We start from the raw sequence: 17,144 nt of genomic DNA, 5'->3' as shown, positions 1-17,144 counted from the left end.
GGGGCACTGCCTTGTCGTCATGGCCGACCTATCCCGCGCTGCAGTGGCTGGCGGTCGCCGAACACGAATTGCTGCTGTTCGCCGCGATCTGGTTCGCAATCTTTGCGCTCGATGAGCTGGCGGTGGACCTTGCCTGGTTGCGCCTTCGCCTGTCAGGTCGGGCCTGGACGCCGCGCCTTTCGCATCCCTGCACCGCGGAACTCGAAGGGCTCGCGGTGGTGCTCGTGCCGGCCTGGCTGGAATCGCGGGTTATCGGCCCCATGGTGCGCCACGCTCTGCAAAGCTGGCCGCAGCGGAACTTGCGCATCTATGTCGGCTGCTATCGCAACGATCTGGCGACCATTGCAGTCCTGTCTTCTCTGGCGCCCGACCCTCGCCTGCGCGTGGTCGTCCACGACCGTGACGGGCCGACGACCAAGGCCGATTGCCTCAACCGCATCTACCGCGCGATCTGCGAGGACGAACGGCGCAGCGCGGTCCGGGTGCGTGCGCTCATCCTTCACGATGCCGAGGACATGGTCCACCCCGCCGCGTTGACCCTGATGGATCGCGCGCTCGACACGGCGGACTTCGTGCAACTGCCGGTCCGCCCGGAACCGCAGGCGTCGTCGCGCTGGATCGCCGGCCATTACTGCGACGAGTTTGCCGAGGCGCATGCGCGCGACATGGTCGTGCGCCATCACATCGGCGCGGCTTTGCCCTCGGCCGGCGTCGGCTGCGCGTTCTCGCGCGGCGCGATCGATCGCATCCTCGCCGCCCGATCCAGCGCCGAACCTTTCGCGGCAGAATGCCTCACCGAGGATTACGAGTGCGGTCTGCTGGTTCATCAGACCGGCGGTCGCTCGGTCTTCCTGCGGGTGCGGGACAGCGCCGGCGCTCTGGTTGCCACTCGTGAATTCTTCCCGTCCAACCTGGTCGCCTCGGTCCGCCAGAAGACGCGCTGGGTCCACGGTATCGCCTTTCAGGGCTGGGACCGGCTCGGCTGGAAGTGCGCGCCCGGCGATGTGTGGATGCGCCTGCGCGATCGCCGCGGGCCGCTGGTGGCGCTGGTCCTTGCCGCTGCCTACCTGCTTGTCTTGCTCTGGCCGCTGGTCCTGCTGGCAAAGGCAACTGGTTTTGCACAGCCGGTGGACGATGGGCCGCTGCTGAGGGCGGTCCTCGCGTTCAATCTGGCAAGCCTTGTCTGGCGGCTGATCATGCGCGCGTGGTTCACCGGCCGCGAATACGGTGCGATCGAGGCCGTGCGCGCGATCCTGCGCTTTCCTGTTGGCAACGTCATTGCCGTGCTTGCGGCGCGGCGAGCGATTGCTGCCTACATCCGCGTCCTGGCAGGCGGGCGGTTGCGCTGGGAGCACACTGTCCATCACGTCCACGTCTGCCAGGCCGCCAGCCCGGCCCGGAGCGAGGCCGCCAACGAGCGTCACCAGCCCCTTCCGGCTGCAGCGTGATGCCAGGGAATGTCGCAACCCGGCGGGGGCAGCCGCTCATGGCGCTGGCACTCATGCTCGTTGCCTGGATCGGCGTTCGATCCTGGACGTGGGAGGGGCAGGCCTATCGCATCCCGGCCTCCTTGCTGCGGGCAGCGCCGACCACTTTCCCACTGCCTGCACCGATGGCGCACGATGCGGCTGCTCCACTGGCAAGCTCGCCCGCGAGCCGCCGCGGCCGCAGCGCCCATCGACCTGCCTTTGCCATCTTGGCGCAAGGGCCACGAAGCCCTCCGGAGCTATCGCCTTACGCGTCTCCACCGACCATTCCGTTACTGCTAACCGGTGGATCGCCGGGATCGGCAGCATTTTCGCTGTCAGGGTCGCCCGCAAGGCCTCCACCGGCAAAGGCGAGGCCACCCGAACCTCAGGAATTCTACGAACCTCTTGTCGAGAAGGACGATCCGCGGTGGAGCGGGGAGAACTGGCTGCTGATGCGGGCAGGCAGCGGCTCTGCCGCGCAAGCGCCGGGCGCCGCCTCCTATGGCGCGAGCCAGGCCGGAGCGATCGTCCGCTATCGCTTCGGCAAGGGCGAGGCGCCGGACTCATACGCCTACTTGCGCACCTCGCTCGCGATCAACGCGCCGGGCAAGGACAAAGAAGTCGCGCTGGGCCTGGGCCTGCGCCCGATCCGTCGCCTGCCGGTGCGCGCGTTGGTGGAGGCGCGTCTGCAGGATACCAGCCGCTCGTCCATGCAGGTCCGTCCCGTGGCCACGATCGTCACCGAAATTCCGTGGAAGCGACTGCCGCGAGGTTTCCGTCTGGAGACCTATGGGCAGGCAGGCTACGCCGGCGGGCGAGGCGCGACCCCGTTCTTCGATGCACAGGCCCTGCTGGATCACCCCGTGCGCGGGATCGTCTCGCGCAATGGCGATCTGCGCGCCGGCGTAGGTATGTGGTCGGGCGGCCAGAAAGGGGCTGTGCGGCTTGATCTCGGCCCTCGCGTCGCGTTCCGGCTGGAGGGAGGCAAGCTGATCGGTCCCACCCGCGTCGCGCTCGACTGGCGCTTCCGGGTGACCGGCAACGCACGACCGGGCAGCGGCCCGACGATAACCGTCAGCTCGGCCTTCTGAGCCACATTTTTTGGCGGCAAATGGCTCCCTCGGGGTTGCTGGCACGGACCTGCAGGCCTAGCGTCGCGAAGGCAATGGACGTCTATCTCCCCATCGCGAACCTGTCGGTCAACGGGCTGGTGATCATCGGTCTTGGTGCGTTGACCGGGCTGCTCTCGGGCATGTTCGGCGTCGGCGGGGGCTTCCTGACGACTCCGCTGCTGATCTTCTACGGTGTTCCGCCGACCGTCGCGGCAGCATCAGCCGCAAGCCAGGTAACCGGCGCCAGCGTTTCCGGCGCGTTCGCGCAGGCGCGGCGCGGCGGCATAGACTATCACATCGGTGCCGTGCTGGTGGCAGGGGGGGTGATCGGTACGGGGCTTGGCTCGCTGCTGTTCCGGCTGCTGCAGTCGCTCGGCCAGATCGATACCGTGATCAACATCCTCTACGTCCTGCTGCTCGGCGGCATCGGCGGGCTGATGGCGCAGGAAAGCATCGCTGCCCTGCGCGCCCAGAAATCCGGCCAGCCGCTCCCGGCCCGCAAGCGCCGCCACCATCCGCTGGTGGCGAGCCTGCCGCTGCGCTGGCGGTTCTATCGCTCGGGTCTCTACATCTCGCCACTGGCGCCGCTGCTGCTGGGCATGGCGACGGGTATCCTCACCATGCTCATGGGCATCGGCGGCGGCTTCATCCTCGTGCCCGCCATGCTCTACATCCTCGGCATGGGCGTGAACGTGGTGGTCGGGACATCGCTGTTCCAGATCCTCTTCGTCACCATGGTCACCACGATGATGCACGCGCTGACCACGCGCGCCGTCGATATCGTGCTGGCGGGGCTGCTGCTGGTCGGCTCGGTCACCGGCGCCCAGCTCGGCACCTTCTTTGCGCAAAAGGCCAAGCCCGAACAGTTGCGCCTGGTCCTCGCCGTGATCGTGCTCGCCGTCGCCCTGCGCATGGCGCTCGGCCTCGGCTACCGCCCGGACGAGATCTACACCGTGGTGCCGCTGTGACCGGGCGCAAGCCGCTGCGCCTCGCTTCCCTTGCCGCGTGTCTGCTCCTGCTTGGTGCGCGCGATCCGATTCTCGTGCCGGAAATCTCGCAGCACGAAATTCAGGTGCGGCAGGGCTTCACCGGGGCCGATCTGCTGCTGTTCGGCGCGGTGCTCAGCCCGGAGGGTTCTCGCGCCGCGCAGGACTACGATATCGTCGTCGTTCTCGAAGGACCGGTCCAGTCCATCGTCCTGCGTGAAAAGCAGAAGGTTGCGGGAATGTGGATCAACGCCGATTCCCTCGAGTTCCGCTCTGCACCGAGCTATTTCGCCGTGGCATCCTCGCGTCCGATCGGGAAGATCGTCGACGACAAGACCGCCGCGATCTACGAACTGGGCCTCAAGTGGCTGCAGCTTTCGCCGATCGGAGTGATCGAACCTCGCGAACAGAAGCGGTTTTCGGAAGGGCTTGTCGATCTGATGCGGCGGCAAGGCCTGTACCGCGAGGACGAGGGCAGCGTCAGGATCAGCGGACAGGTGCTCTATCAGGCTCGAATCAGCCTGCCTTCCAGCGTCCAGACCGGAACCTACACCGCCGAGACTTTCGCCATCCGCGGCGGGAAGGTCGTCGCCTCGGCAATCACCCGGGTCGATGTGAAGAAGGAAGGCTTTGAGCGCTTCGTGGCCGTCGCGGCAGAGCGCAATGGCTGGCTCTATGGCCTGTTTGCCGTGGTCGTGTCGGTCGGCATGGGCTGGATCGCCGGACGCCTGTTTGCCCGCGGCTGAGTGCGCGGCATTTTCGGCATGTCTTTAGTTAGGTTTAGCCGATTTTAACCTGAAACCGATACCCCGTGGCCAATCGCCGTCATGGCCGAGAGGTTTTTCGCAATGTCCGATATGGGGATGCAAGGTTTCGTGTCGGTCCCGACCGATCTGGACGAAGGATCGGCTGCAGAAGTCCTTGCCGCCACTCAGAACGCACTCGGCTCGGAAAACGCCCGTCATCCGATCGGCTTCGTGCGCGATGTCGCCGGGTCCAGCTCCGCCATTGCGCTCGATCTTGGCCGTCTCGAGCAGTGCTCGGCCGATCTCGATCCTTCCGTCGCCCTGTCGGGCAAGGTTGGCAGCCAGATCAAGATCCGCGTCGGCAATTCATGGCTGCTCGCCAGCGTGCGCACGCAGCGTCAGGACACCTCGATCGATGGCGGCGTTGTCGCGCAGATCGACTTCCTCGGCGAAGGCGAGGAAGAGCGCCTGACCGGCAAGATCTATGGCTTCCGGCGCGGTGTCACCCGCTATCCGGTTCCCGGCGCTCTGGTCTATCCCGCCACCAGCAACGACCTGCGCCAGATCTATGCCAGCGATGGCCGCACCAATATCTCGATCGGCACGGTGTTTCCCACGCGTGACATCCGCGCCGGACTCTATGTCGATGCGCTGCTGGGCAAGCACTTTGCGCTGCTCGGCTCCACCGGCACCGGCAAGTCCACGGCTGCGGCGCTCATGCTCCATCGCATCTGCGAAATGGCACCGGCGGGCCACATCGTGATGATCGATCCGCATGGGGAATACTCCAGCGCGTTCCGCGTCACCGGGCAGTTGCTCGACGTCTCGAACCTGCAGATGCCCTATTGGCTGATGAATTTCGAGGAGCACTGCGAAATCCTCATCACCTCGGCCGGCACCGATCGCCAGATCGACGAGGACATCCTTGCCAAGTGCCTGCTGGCCGCGCGGATGAAGAACCGCCTGGCCGAGCAGATCGGCAAGATCACGGTCGATTCGCCGATCCCCTATCTGCTGTCCGATCTGATGATCATCCTGCAGAACGAGATGGGCCGCCTCGACAAGGGGACCAACTCGATCCCCTACATGCGGCTCAAGACCAAGATCGAGGAAATCCGCAGCGACCCGCGCTACCAGTTCATGTTCTCAGGGATGCTGGTTGGCGATACGATGGCCGAGTTCATCTCGAAGATCTTCCGCATGCCGGCCAACGGCAAGCCGATCTCGATCATCGACGTCTCGGGCGTTCCTTCGGAAATCACTTCCACGGTGGTGGCGGTGCTCAGTCGCCTCGTCTTCGACTATGCCATCTGGGCACGCGACGAAGAGACGCGCCCGGTGCTGCTGGTCTGCGAAGAAGCGCACCGCTATGTGCCGAACGAGAAGAACTCCGACGGCTCCTCGGTGGGCCGCATCCTTTCGCGCATCGCCAAGGAAGGCCGCAAGTACGGCGTCTCGCTCGGCCTGATCACCCAGCGCCCGTCGGACCTTGCCGAAGGCGTGCTGTCGCAGTGCGGCACGATCATCGCCATGCGCCTCAACAACGAACGCGACCAGGCCTTCGTCAAGGCGGCCATGCCCGAAGGGGCGCGCGGTTTCGTCGACACGATCCCGGCGCTGCGCAACCGCGAATGCATCATCTCGGGCGAGGGCGTCTCGATCCCGATGCGCGTATCGTTCGACGAACTGGAGGCGATCAAACGCCCGGCCTCGAACGATCCCTCGTTCTACGAGCTGTGGAGCAAGAGCGGCGGCGAGGAACGCGCGGTCGAACGCACGGTCCAGCGCTGGCGCGCCCAAAGCCGCTGATTGCGGTTCCCTGTCAGAGGCTGGGAGCCATCCGGCCAGCGGTATCGGCGTCGACGTGGGTTTCCTCCTCGCATTCCTCGTCGGGCACAGCCCTGGCCCGCTGGCGCCACTGCGGTTGGCGATAGGCGTAGACCGCCAGCGCCACGGCGACGGCTGAGCTGACCGGGAAGGCCAGCCACAGCGCATCGGCGCCAAGCCGCGGATAGAACGCATAGTAGAAGCCCAGTCGCACCGGATACATCGCGATCGACAGGATGATCAGCGGCGTCCACACCACGCCGCCCGCGCGCATCGTGCCGAACAGGACCATGGTGATCCCGAACAGGATATAGCTCCAGCTGGCGAGGAACTGGATGTGCCGTGCCTCGTCCACCGCCGGGCTGGCCGAGCCGAGGAACAGTTCGAGCGCGGGGCGGTCGAACAGCAGGATCAGGGCGCACAGCGCGCCGGTGACCGAGAAGTTGAGCAACACGCCCGAGCGCGAGATCTTGCCGAGCCGCTCGTCCAGCCCGGCGCCAATGGCCTGTGCGGCCATGGCGCTGACCGCAGCGGAAATCGCCATCGCCGGCATCTGCAGGTAGGTCCACAGCTGCAGCGCCGCGCCGTAGGCCGCGCTGACCAGCAGGCCCTCGCGGTTGACCAGGCCGATCACGATGATCCCGGCGGCCGAAATCACCAGCATCTGCGCGCCCATCGGCAGGCCCTTGGTCAGGATGTAGCCAAGCTCGTCGCGGCGGGGCCAGAGCCACTTCAGTTCGGCACCCTTGAGCCGCAACGGCAGGTCCTTGGCATAGACATAGGCGACGATGCCCGCCATCGAGACGAACGAAGCGATGGCCGTGGCCAGCGCAGCTCCAGCAATGCCCATCGCCGGAACGGGGCCAATGCCGCCGATCAGCAGCGGGTTGAGGATCACGTCGAGCACCGACGACAGGATCATGAATTTCAACGGCGTCGCCGCATCGCCGCCACCGCGCAGCCCCATGCCCAGCATGACGGTGATCATCGAGGCCGGCATCGCCACGAAGATCACCCGCAGGTAGGTGAGGGCATAAGTGTAAGTCTCGCCCGGCGCGGCCATCGCCGTCAGCAGTTCGGGCGCAAAGACCCAGCCCAGCGTTCCCACCACCAGCGAGAGCAACACGCAGAAGCCCACTGCCGACCCGAACGTCCGCCGCGCCGCCAGCACGTCACGCGCGCCGAACGCCTGTCCGATCTTGACGGTCGCCGCCATGCCGAAGCCGAATGCGGCGGCAAAGACGAGGAACATCACCACGTTGGCATTGGCGGTAGCCGCCAATGCTCCCTCGCCCAGCATCCGCCCCACCCAGATCGAGTTTATCGACCCGTTCAGCGACTGCAGGATATTCGATGCCAGCGTCGGCGCGGAGAACAGCACCAGTGTCTTGAGGATCGGCCCGCTCGTCAGGTCCCGACCGCGCCCCGGAGGTCCAGCCAACCGATCAGTCCTTCTTCTTCAGCGCTGCGAGCGCCGCAAACGGGCCGGAGGCGACGTCGCCGCCGAGATTATGCTCGGCCCGCGCCCGGTCGGCGTCAGGACCTTCGGCAAAGGGATCGATGGCCAGCGCGAGGCTCTGCGCCACGGCCTCGCCCAGATCGAAGCTGGTGCCTTCGAATTCGATCTCGTCGCAATCGTCCGCGGTGATCTCGATCTCCTCGTCGGGATCGTGGACCTTGCCGGGGGGGACGAAGCGCAGCGCGACAGGTTCGCTAATCGTCACCGGGAAGTCCTCGCCCGAGATGGCGCAGGCCTGCACGATCGACGCGTCGAGATGGCCCTTTGCCTCCACAGAGTCCCCCTCCTGCCTCAGAGAGATGGTCGCCTGCATGGCTTTCACCTCGGAGAGTTGGAAACGTGCCGCGAGGCGTTTGCGCTCGGCCTCGGTCGGCTCCAGGACGACAGGTTCGTCGCCAATCTGTCGCAGGTCGATGATGCGCGAAAACTCTGAATTGATGGTCATTTTCCGATCTCCGCGTCGAGAACGCGGAAGGCCGGGACAAGGTCCAGTCCCGCGGCGAAAGCGCGCACGCGGCGGGTAAGCAGGAGCGGATCGGTGCCATCGTGCATTGTGACGTTGCGACCGATCGCCTCGGCCATCATCGCCTCATCGCGCGCGGCCAGCGCATCGCGATAGGCACCAAGTCGCCCGCCCAGCACGCTCATCAGCTGGCCGACGCGCTTGCCCACGATAACGTCGCCAACACCACTCTCGCGCAGCTGGCCGTCCATGTCCTCGACGAACAATTCGGTAAGTCTTACAGAGGGTTCTATCAGCTCGGCATCGCGTTCCATGCGGATCAGAACGACCGACAGGATCAGCGTGATCATGTCGAATCGCCCGGCCACGGTGTCGGCCACGCCACAGTCGCGATACCACTCCTTCTCGCGCGCGATCTCCACGGTGCGGTGCCACAGCGGGCGCGCCACGGCGCGATCATCCTGCTTGCGTCCGAACAGCTTGGTAAGAATGGACATCGCGGCAATCCTTGGCATTCCGCCCGTTCAGGGGCGATTAAATCTGGGCCGTCCAGCAGACCTTTGCACGCGGTCCGTCAGGGCGGCATTGCGGTTATTCCGATTGGACCCTAAGGGTCGCCCAATTGGTCTCGGCGATATAGGCTGTCCAAGCCCGATGCAAACGGGCAAGACAGTGACAAGTGAAGAGCGGAGTTTGCGAATGCGGAACAGTCGGCTGATGGTGCAGGGTGCGGCGATGCTCGCCCTCGGCTTGGCCGCGTCCGGCTGCGCCAGCATCAAGGACCACCGCGGCTACATCATCGACGAAGCGCTGGTCGCCTCGGTGCAGCCGGGGGTGGACAACAAGCTGTCGGTGGAGCGCACGCTCGGCCGTCCAACCTTTACCAGCCAGTTCGGCCGCCAGACCTGGTACTACGTGGCGCAGAACACCAAGCAGCGCCCGTTCACCCGCCCACGCACGGCTGACCAGAACATTCTGGTCGTCGATTTCGACGCGCGGGGCAATGTTGCCACGTTGTCGCGCGAGGGGATGGAGAAGGTTGTCCGTCTTTCGCCCGAGAGCGACAAGACGCCGACCCTGGGCCGCGATCGCAGCTTCTTCCAGGACCTTTTCGGCAACATCGGCGCCGTCGGTGCGATTCCGGGCGGGCAGGGCGGCGGCGCGCCGACCGGCACCGGTCCCAACGGCAGCTGAAGCGCGTAAGCTTGAATTCGTCGCCGCGCTCCTCATATCGCGGCGATGGACGACAGCAGGGCGAGCCACGGCCTTATCCAGTGGCACGGCACCACCATCATCGGGGTGAAGAAGAACGGCCGCACCGTCATCGCCGGTGACGGGCAGGTTTCCATGGGCAACACGGTGATGAAGCCGAACGCCCGCAAGGTCCGCCGCATCGGAGATGGCAAGGTGATTGCCGGATTCGCAGGTGCGACGGCCGACGCCTTTACCTTGTTCGAACGCCTTGAGCGCAAGCTGGAGCAGCACCGCGGCCAGTTGATGCGCGCCGCTGTCGAACTCGCCAAGGACTGGCGCACCGACAAGTACCTGCGCAATCTCGAAGCGCTGATGATCGTGGCCGATGCCGAGACGATGCTGATCCTCACCGGCAATGGCGACGTGCTCGAGCCGGAAGGCGGGATTGCCGCCATCGGCTCGGGCGGAAATTACGCTCTCGCCGCCGCCCGCGCCCTGACCGACTACGAAGACGACGCCGAAAAGATCGCCCGCCGCGCCATGCAGGTGGCCGCCGAAGTCTGCGTCTTCACCAACGACCGCGTGACGGTCGAGGAAATCTGATGCTCGATTCCCTTACCCCCAAAGCCATCGTCCGCGCTCTGGACGAGCACATCGTCGGCCAAACCGAGGCCAAGAAGGCCGTCGCGGTCGCACTGCGCAATCGCTGGCGGCGCCAGCGTCTGTCCGCTGACCTGCGCGATGAAGTTTCACCGAAGAACATTCTGATGATCGGGCCGACGGGCTGCGGCAAGACCGAGATCAGCCGCCGCCTGGCCAAGCTCGCCGATGCGCCGTTCGTGAAGGTCGAGGCGACCAAGTTCACCGAGGTTGGCTATGTCGGCCGCGACGTCGAGCAGATTGCGCGCGATCTGGTCGAAGAGGCGATCCGGCTCGAGAAGGAGCGCCGCCGCGAGGCGGTGCGCGATGCGGCCAGCAAGGCGGCGATGGACCGGCTGCTCAAGGCGCTGGTGGGCGATGGCGCGAGCGAAGCCACGCGCGAGAGCTTCAAGGCACGGCTTGCAGACGGTTCGATGAACGACGTCGAAGTCGAGATCGAGGTGGAGGACGCGCCGTCAGCTCCGATGGAGATCCCCGGCATGCCCGGCGGCATCGGCATGATCAATCTGTCGGACATGATGGGCAAGGCGTTCGGCAAGCAGGCGCTCAAGCGCCGCAAGATGCGCGTCGCCGATGCCTGGGACAAGCTGGTCGACGAAGAAGCCGAAAAGCGCATGGACCAGGACGATGTCGCGCGCGAAGCGATCCGCAATGCCGAGACCAACGGCATCGTATTCCTCGACGAGATCGACAAGATCGCCGTGTCCGACGTGCGCGGCGGTTCGGTCAGCCGTGAAGGCGTGCAGCGCGACCTGCTCCCGCTGATCGAGGGCACGACGGTGGCCACCAAGTACGGCCCGATGAAGACCGACCACGTCCTGTTCATCGCCTCGGGCGCGTTCCACGTCGCCAAGCCCAGCGACATGCTGCCTGAACTGCAGGGCCGCCTGCCGATCCGGGTGGAACTGAAGGCGCTGAGCGAGGACGATTTTGTGCGCATTCTTTCGGAAACGCGCGCCAATCTGGTCGAACAGTACCGCGCGCTGATCGCGACCGAGAACGTGACGCTCGATTTCACCCCCGAATCCATCCGCGCCATTGCCCGCACGGCGGCGCAGGTGAACGAAAGCGTCGAGAACATCGGCGCCCGCCGCCTGCAGACGGTGATGGAGAAGCTGCTTGAGGAAGTGAGCTTCGATGCCGAGGACCGCACCGGCGAGACGGTGACGGTCGACGAGGCTTATGTCAGCGAAAAGCTGGCGAACCTCGCCGGGAATGCCGATCTTTCGAAGTACATCCTCTGACAATCACTGGCAGAAGGCAGCGGAGGCAAGGTCATATGTAGCCCCGCTGCCCTGCCAGATTTCGCCGAAATCGAAGTCCGGTTGCGGCGTGAAGATCACCAGCGCGCGGTTCAGGGCGGGGGCGATCAGGTTGCGGGTCTGCGTGCCGTCAACGTCCCCTCTCCGTTCCACCAGCGCGACCTCGTCCTTGCAGCCGGCAAGATTGGCGGAGAAGCTCCAGGTGCCGAGCGCGACGTAACCGAGCGAGGGTTCGCCCTGCCAGAGAATCCGTCGCTGCGCCTCGCCGACCAGCTTTCCGCTCATCAGGGCCTTGTCCAGACGCACCAGATCGTCTGCCGTCCCGAGCAGTCCTGCAGAGGCGCCGTAGCCTGCAACTTCGACCCTGCCGTTCGACGCCGAAAAGGCGGTCTTTTCACCCCTGCGCGCAAACCGCGTGTGCGTCATGCCGGCAGGACGCAGGACGGCGCGTGCCACCAGCCTGGCCAGCGGCTCGCCACTCGCCGCCTCGAGCATCGCACCTGCGACGATGGTATCGCAGTTGTTGTAGCGATAGCGGCCACGCTCGCCCGTGGGCGGCACGATGCAGGGTGTCAGGACGTCCCCGCCGCGACCGCGCGCCCGGTACGGCGGTATCACGCCCTCAGGCACGCCTTCTTCAGGGGAGGCAAGGCCGGAGGTGTGCTGGAAAAGCTCCTTCAGGGTTACAGCGCCAGACGGATGGCCTGCAAAAGCTGGCAGACGGGATGCAATGGTATCGTCCCACCGCGCCTTGCCTTCTTCGACCAGCTTGGCAGCCGTGATCGCCACGATCTGCTTGGTGACCGAACCCATGACCCAGCGTTGGGGCGGCTCGATCCCGATAACGTGGCGCTCGCCGCCATCGGTCAGCACTTCTCCTGTGAAGCCTTTTTCCTTCAGCGCAGCGATGCTCTTGTCGAGTTTTCCTGCGGCCAAGGCAGAGGGACTGACGGCGAGTGCCGTGGCAATTAGAGCAACTCCGGCAAGCGCGCGCATAGGTCGTTCCTTCGTGACAGACGCTTATACTATCGCCTAAGCCACGATGAGCACACACAGGACAAGGTGCAATGAGCAGCTACCAGACACCCGAAGACCGCCCCGTTTACCGCCTGCTGACCGGCAAGGACGACCGCGCCTTCTGCGAGCGCGTGTCCGAGGCACTGGCGCAGGGCTGGCGGCTCTATGGCTCGCCTTCGATGACCTATGACGGCGGCATGGACTGCATCAAGGTCGCGCAGGCCGTGGTCTGGCAAGAGGCGGATGTGGTGAAGTAGGTTTTCGCCATTCCCGAACCACTCGTCATTGCGAGGAGCGCAGCGACGAAGCAATCCAGAGCGGTGAACCGCGAATTCCAGCCAGCTGTCTACATCATGGCTTCAGCGCGCAATGGCACGATATATGTTGGCGTTACTAGCAACCTTGTCCAGCGGACATGGCAGCATCGCGAGGCTGTGGTCGATGGGTTCACAGCCAAGCACGGTTGCAAGGTGCTTGTGTGGTTTGAGCTTCACGCAACTATGGAACACGCGATTGCGCGCGAGAAACAGCTGAAAGGCGGGTCTCGCAAACGCAAGTTGGCGTTGATCGAAGCGGTGAACCCGCAGTGGCGCGACCTGTTTTCTGACATTGCCGGGCCGGCCTGACTGACTCTGGATTGCTTCGTCGCTGCGCTCCTCGCAATGACGAAAAGAGAGTTCGTCATTGCGAGCGAAGCGAAGCAATCCAGAGTTGCACAGCGCTACTCCGCTGCCTCGCTGACTTCCGCGCTCTCGGCAGCCTGCCGTGCCCACATCTCGGCGTAGAGCCCTTCGCGGCGCAGCAGTTCGAGGTGGCTGCCCTGTTCGGCAAGCCGCCCCTGATCGAGCACGAGGATCGTGTCCGAGTCCGCAATCGTCGAAAGGCGGTGCGCGATCGAGATCGTGGTGCGGTGGCTGGCGACGGCGCGCATGGTCGAGAGGATGTCCTGTTCGGTGCGGGTGTCGAGGGCGCTGGTGGCTTCGTCGAACAGCAGGATCGGCGGGTTCTTCACCAAGGTGCGGGCGATGGCGACGCGCTGCTTTTCGCCGCCCGACAGCTTGAGGCCGCGTTCGCCGACTTCGGTGTCGTAGCCTTGGGGCAGGCGGGCGATGAAGTCGGCAATGGCCGCGCCCCTGGCGGCGGCATCGACTACGGCCTGGCTCGCGCCGTCCCGGCCATAGGCAATGTTGTAGCCGATGGTGTCGTTGAACAGGACCGAGTCCTGCGGGACGATGCCCAGCGCGGCGCGCAGGGAAGCTTGCGTAACGCCCCTGATGTCCTGCCCGTCGATCAGGATGCGTCCCGACCAGGGATCGTAGAAGCGGAACAGCAGGCGGGCGATGGTCGACTTGCCCGCGCCCGATGGGCCGACGATGGCGACGCGGCTGCCGGCGGGCACTTCGAAGGACAGGCCGTGCAGGATTTCGCGATCGCGGTCATAGCCGAACACGACATTGTCGAACGTCACCGACGGACGATTGACGATCAGCGCCGGGGCCTTGGGCACATCCGCCACTTCGATGTGCGTGTCGATCAGGCGGAACATCTCGGCCATGTCGATCAGGCCCTGGCGGATCGTGCGATAGACCATGCCCAGCATGTCGAGCGGGCGGAAAAGCTGCGTCAGGTAGGTGTTGACGAAGACGAGGTCGCCCACCGTCAGCTTGCCCTGCGACCAGCCATAGACCGTCCACGCCATGGCGCCCGCCATCAGCAGGTTGACGATCAGCGCCTGCGCAATGTTGAGCAGGCCCAGGCTGTTCTCGCTCTTCACCGCCGCATCGGCATAGGCGCGTGCGGCTGAAGCATAGCGCGCTTCCTCGCGCGCTTCGGCGCCGAAGTACTTCACCGTCTCGTAGTTCAGCAGCGAATCCACTGCGCGGGCGAGCGCTTGCCCGTCGAGCCGGTTCATCTTCTCGCGCAGGTGCGTGCGCCATTCGGTAATCGTGCGCGTGGCATAGACGTAGGCGATCACGGCCAGGATGGTGGCAGTGACCAGACCGAGGCCGAAGTTGAGCCAGAAGATCACGATGACCGCAGTCAGTTCGATCACCGTCGGCGCGATGTTGAACAGCAGGAAATAGAGCATCGTATCGATGCTCTTGGTCCCGCGCTCGATCACCTTGGTCACCTCGCCGGTGCGGCGGGCGAGGTGGAAGCGCAGGGAAAGCTTGTGCAGCCGGGCGAAGACGTTCTCCGCCAGGTGCCGCGTCGCATCCTGCCCGACCCGCTCGAACACGATGTTGCGCAGGTTATCGAACAGGACCCCCGCAAAGCGGCCGAGCGCGTAGGCCAGCACGAAAGCCATCGCCACCGTCAGCGCAGGCTCAGCGCCTGCTGGAAGCGTCATTGCATCGACGGCCTTTTTGTAGGCGAAGGGCAGGGCGAGCGTCGTTGCCTTGCCGAGCAGGACCATGACCACCGCGCCCATGACCCGGCGGCGCAGGACGGCGTTGTCTGCGGGCCAGAGATAGGGAAGGAAGCGCTTGAGCGTTGCCCAGCCATCGTGGCGGGCATCCTTGGGACTCGCGGGGGTGTCAGGTGGCATGGGTTCCCACATAGGGAACGATCGGCGCTATGCCAGAGCCTTGATGATTTAGGGCGGCAAAGGCCTGCTTTGGTTCAGAACCGGACGCTGCGGGCAGCATCCTGCATCGCCGTCCCCGGTGGCAGGTCGAACAGCACCCGCCGGGTGGCAAAGTCGATGGCAACGCGCCGGAACATGCGCATCTGCGCCATGCCGAGCAGGATGGCCGGACGCTTGACCAGATCGAGCCGGTGGAATGCCGGGGAATCGGCAAAGGCGAGCGGCGTGTTGTGGATCTGCATGCCTTCGACCTCGATGGTCGAAGCGATGATGATGTCGGCGTTGAGTGCCTGGCCGGTGACCGAGTACAGGGTGGTCTGCTCGGCCTTCGCGCGGCGGGTCATGGCCTTGCGCAGGGCGAGGTTGCCGATCGAACTGTCGGACCCGGTATCGAGCACGACATCGGTGTGGACCCCGTCGATGATCGCGTTGGTCATGATCAGCTGGCCGGAGCGCCGCCGTGCCTTGACCACGATCTCGAAGCCTTTGGTGCCGCCTAGCGAGGTCGCGTCGCCTATGGCGATGCGGTTGGCGTGGAAGTCTATCAGCACGCGTTGGTCCTGCAGACTATCCAGCCCGACGATGCCGTCTGCGCCGATGTGGTTGGCCTCGAGAAGCGGCGCGGTGAGGGTGTAGTACGTGCGCTTGCCCAAGCTGATCTCATCGACGTCGACCAGTTCGACCGTCTGCGATCCGGCCACGCCGACGACCACGCCGTTTCCGCTTGCGGCAAGCCCTATGCTCTGGGCTAGCTGGCGCGAAAGAACGGTGCGTTCGGAGCCGGTGTCGATCAGGAAATCGTATGGGCCCTTGGCGCCGATCAGCACCGGCACTGTCATGCGGTCATGTTGGTCGCGCTGGATCTGGACCAGCTCGTCGGCGGGCGCGGGCGTTAACGGAACTGGCTCAGCAGCGCCTGCGGGTAAGGCGGAATTTGCCAGCGCAAGCAGTGGCAGCATTCTCAGGCATACGGACGAGGCTTGGACCGGCAGCATGGTGTGGTCTCCCATGCGCAATTTACGCTCCGGCCAGCGGCTTGGCCAGTCCCTAGCGTCCCGCGAGGCGAGGGACGCGGCGGATCAGGGGCGCAAGGCCACCGACAATCTCGACGATCTCGCCAAACAGCGGATGCCCCAGAAGGCGCAGCGCACCGAACCACAGAACGATGCCGAGGAACACGGTGGCTGCAGCCTGCGGCAGACCAAGCTCACCCGGACCCTCACCGATCGCAAAGCCGATCAGCACCGGCAGGACCGCCGCCAGCGAGACTGCGCCACTGCGCAACCAGGCCAGCGCGACGTCACGATAGCGCAGGTCAAGCGTCGACCGCATCAACGGCAGATAGATCACCACCCAGAGCAAGGCGTGCGCAACGCGAGAGGCGGCCACCCACTCCAGTCCCATCGGTGCGGTGACCGCGATCAGTCCGACTGACAGAACCGTCTCGGCCACCATGCAGCGGATCAGCGGCTTCAGCCGTCCCATCAGAACCGGCAAGTCGGCATAGAGGGGCAAGGCGACGTAACCGATCTGCGACAGGGCAACCCAAGTCAGCAGAGGCGCGGCCGCAATCCAGCGCTCTCCATAGAGCAGGCGTATCAGTGGCTCTCCCAGCACGGCAATGCCTGCCATCGCCGGCCAGGTCACGCCGGTGTAGGCGGCGAGCACGCGCAAGTACGGTGGCCCCAATGGGGCTCCGCTATCGCGAATGCGGCGGAAGGCCGGATAGAACACGCCTGTCACCGCACCGGCGATCAGCAGCCGCAATTGCAGGGCAAGACCGGATGCCCGCGCGAACAGGCCCACCGCCGCGCTGTCGATCATGCGCCCGATGACCAGCTCGGGCGCGCGGGCGGAGAGCGAGTTGCACACGACCTGCACGGTATTGGTCCCGCCGAGCGCCATTATGTCGGCGGCGCGCGAAACCTTGGGCGGCCAAGGCAGCATTCCGCCAGAGCGCCACTGGCTGATCAACAGTCGTGCCGCCTGCTGCGCAAAGGCACCCCAGGCCAGCGCGAGGGCGCCATGGCCGAGAATGGCCAAAGTTATCGCGGTCAGCGCATTCGCTGTCGCCGAGCCGACCTCAATCAGCGTGTTGGAGCGGTAGTCCATGCGACGCTGGCATGTTGCCTGAGGGACGATCGCCAACGGCACCAGCAGATAGGACCCGGCAATGACCAGCGTCAGGGGCAGAAGCTGCGGATCACCATAGAACGCCGCGATGGGCCAGGCACTTGCCAAAGCGAGCAGCGCAATCCCCCAGGCGAACAGGACGGATATGGTAAAGGCGGAGCGCAGCTTT

17 protein-coding genes (1 of these 17 only partly in view) are annotated in these 17,144 nt (G+C 65.2%); 10 read left to right on the top strand and 7 right to left on the bottom strand.

The annotated features are described in order from the left end of the window. Positions 1 to 11: 11 nt before the first annotated feature. The 5 genes from I2488_RS09075 to I2488_RS09055 all read left to right on the top strand — a co-directional run bounded on the left by I2488_RS09075 (position 12) and on the right by I2488_RS09055 (position 6,122). Complete coding sequence (locus I2488_RS09075) at positions 12 to 1,448, top strand: glycosyl transferase family protein (RefSeq protein WP_196275482.1); 1,437 nt, start codon at positions 12 to 14, stop codon at positions 1,446 to 1,448. A 473-nt stretch (positions 1,449 to 1,921) separates the two neighbouring features. Next, on the top strand, positions 1,922 to 2,560 hold the full coding sequence (locus I2488_RS09070) for a hypothetical protein (RefSeq protein ID WP_196275481.1): 639 nt from the start codon (positions 1,922 to 1,924) through the stop codon (positions 2,558 to 2,560). Between the two features lie 74 nt (positions 2,561 to 2,634). Further along, the gene (locus I2488_RS09065; protein ID WP_196275480.1) at positions 2,635 to 3,549 is read left to right on the top strand and encodes a sulfite exporter TauE/SafE family protein; all 915 of its coding nucleotides are present in this window, start codon (positions 2,635 to 2,637) and stop codon (positions 3,547 to 3,549) included. After that, positions 3,546 to 4,313 carry a TIGR02186 family protein gene (locus I2488_RS09060; protein ID WP_343071019.1) on the top strand — a complete coding sequence of 256 codons (768 nt, stop codon included), beginning with the start codon at positions 3,546 to 3,548 and terminating at the stop codon, positions 4,311 to 4,313. The genes I2488_RS09065 and I2488_RS09060 overlap by 4 nt, the downstream gene beginning before the upstream one ends. Positions 4,314 to 4,415: 102 nt before the next feature. Continuing rightward, positions 4,416 to 6,122, top strand: coding sequence for an ATP-binding protein (locus I2488_RS09055; RefSeq protein WP_425492388.1), 1,707 nt, complete (start codon positions 4,416 to 4,418; stop codon positions 6,120 to 6,122). A gap of 13 nt (positions 6,123 to 6,135) precedes the next feature. Here the strand turns inward: I2488_RS09055 and I2488_RS09050 are convergent, their stop codons facing one another. Genes I2488_RS09050 through I2488_RS09040 form a run of 3 tightly spaced genes read right to left on the bottom strand, consistent with a single transcriptional unit; the run spans position 6,136 to position 8,619 of the window. Then, positions 6,136 to 7,581: an MATE family efflux transporter gene (locus I2488_RS09050; protein ID WP_196275478.1), complete on the bottom strand. Its 1,446-nt coding sequence runs from the start codon at positions 7,579 to 7,581 to the stop codon at positions 6,136 to 6,138. Between the two features lie 4 nt (positions 7,582 to 7,585). Beyond that, positions 7,586 to 8,104 carry a YceD family protein gene (locus tag I2488_RS09045; RefSeq protein ID WP_196275477.1) on the bottom strand — a complete coding sequence of 173 codons (519 nt, stop codon included), beginning with the start codon at positions 8,102 to 8,104 and terminating at the stop codon, positions 7,586 to 7,588. Next, entirely contained in the window at positions 8,101 to 8,619 is a 519-nt protein-coding gene (locus I2488_RS09040) for a ubiquinol-cytochrome C chaperone family protein (RefSeq protein ID WP_196275476.1), read from the bottom strand. Before I2488_RS09040 ends, I2488_RS09045 begins: the two co-directional genes overlap by 4 nt. Before the next feature lie 202 nt (positions 8,620 to 8,821). On the opposite strand from I2488_RS09040, the gene I2488_RS09035 reads away from it, so the two are divergent. The 3 genes from I2488_RS09035 to hslU are packed head-to-tail and all read left to right on the top strand — an operon-like array spanning position 8,822 to position 11,220. Continuing rightward, on the top strand, positions 8,822 to 9,316 hold the full coding sequence (locus I2488_RS09035; protein ID WP_196275475.1) for an outer membrane protein assembly factor BamE: 495 nt from the start codon (positions 8,822 to 8,824) through the stop codon (positions 9,314 to 9,316). 45 nt (positions 9,317 to 9,361) lie between these two features. Then, complete coding sequence (gene hslV / locus I2488_RS09030; protein WP_039333452.1) at positions 9,362 to 9,919, top strand: ATP-dependent protease subunit HslV; 558 nt, start codon at positions 9,362 to 9,364, stop codon at positions 9,917 to 9,919. After that, positions 9,919 to 11,220 (top strand): ATP-dependent protease ATPase subunit HslU, encoded by a 1,302-nt coding sequence (hslU, locus tag I2488_RS09025; protein WP_196275474.1) that lies wholly within the window; start codon positions 9,919 to 9,921, stop codon positions 11,218 to 11,220. Before hslV ends, hslU begins: the two co-directional genes overlap by 1 nt. Before the next feature lie 3 nt (positions 11,221 to 11,223). On the opposite strand, the gene I2488_RS09020 is transcribed toward hslU, so the two are convergent. After that, positions 11,224 to 12,234 carry a serine hydrolase domain-containing protein gene (locus tag I2488_RS09020; RefSeq protein ID WP_084278474.1) on the bottom strand — a complete coding sequence of 337 codons (1,011 nt, stop codon included), beginning with the start codon at positions 12,232 to 12,234 and terminating at the stop codon, positions 11,224 to 11,226. A gap of 71 nt (positions 12,235 to 12,305) precedes the next feature. Between I2488_RS09020 and I2488_RS09015 the strand changes: the two genes are divergently transcribed. Next, positions 12,306 to 12,512 carry a DUF1737 domain-containing protein gene (locus I2488_RS09015; RefSeq protein ID WP_196275473.1) on the top strand — a complete coding sequence of 69 codons (207 nt, stop codon included), beginning with the start codon at positions 12,306 to 12,308 and terminating at the stop codon, positions 12,510 to 12,512. Positions 12,513 to 12,608: 96 nt separating this feature from the next. Continuing rightward, positions 12,609 to 12,881 (top strand): GIY-YIG nuclease family protein, encoded by a 273-nt coding sequence (locus I2488_RS09010; protein ID WP_196275665.1) that lies wholly within the window; start codon positions 12,609 to 12,611, stop codon positions 12,879 to 12,881. 95 nt (positions 12,882 to 12,976) lie between these two features. Here the strand turns inward: I2488_RS09010 and atm1 are convergent, their stop codons facing one another. The 3 genes from atm1 to I2488_RS08995 all read right to left on the bottom strand — a co-directional run. Further along, positions 12,977 to 14,803: a heavy metal ABC transporter ATP-binding protein/permease Atm1 gene (gene atm1 / locus I2488_RS09005; protein ID WP_196275472.1), complete on the bottom strand. Its 1,827-nt coding sequence runs from the start codon at positions 14,801 to 14,803 to the stop codon at positions 12,977 to 12,979. A 74-nt stretch (positions 14,804 to 14,877) separates the two neighbouring features. Further along, on the bottom strand, positions 14,878 to 15,801 hold the full coding sequence (locus I2488_RS09000) for a retropepsin-like aspartic protease (protein ID WP_196275471.1): 924 nt from the start codon (positions 15,799 to 15,801) through the stop codon (positions 14,878 to 14,880). A gap of 88 nt (positions 15,802 to 15,889) precedes the next feature. Continuing rightward, positions 15,890 to 17,144, bottom strand: the 3' portion of a protein-coding gene (locus I2488_RS08995) for an oligosaccharide flippase family protein (protein ID WP_196275470.1). 257 nt of this gene lie beyond the right edge of the window; only the last 1,255 of its 1,512 coding nucleotides appear in the window; its start codon lies beyond the right edge, outside the window; the stop codon is at positions 15,890 to 15,892.

This window comes from Novosphingobium jiangmenense (assembly GCF_015694345.1).
Taxonomy (GTDB): Bacteria; Pseudomonadota; Alphaproteobacteria; order Sphingomonadales; family Sphingomonadaceae; genus Novosphingobium; species Novosphingobium jiangmenense.
Note: the sequence above shows the minus strand (reverse complement) of the source record. Positions and strands in the feature narration are given on the sequence as shown.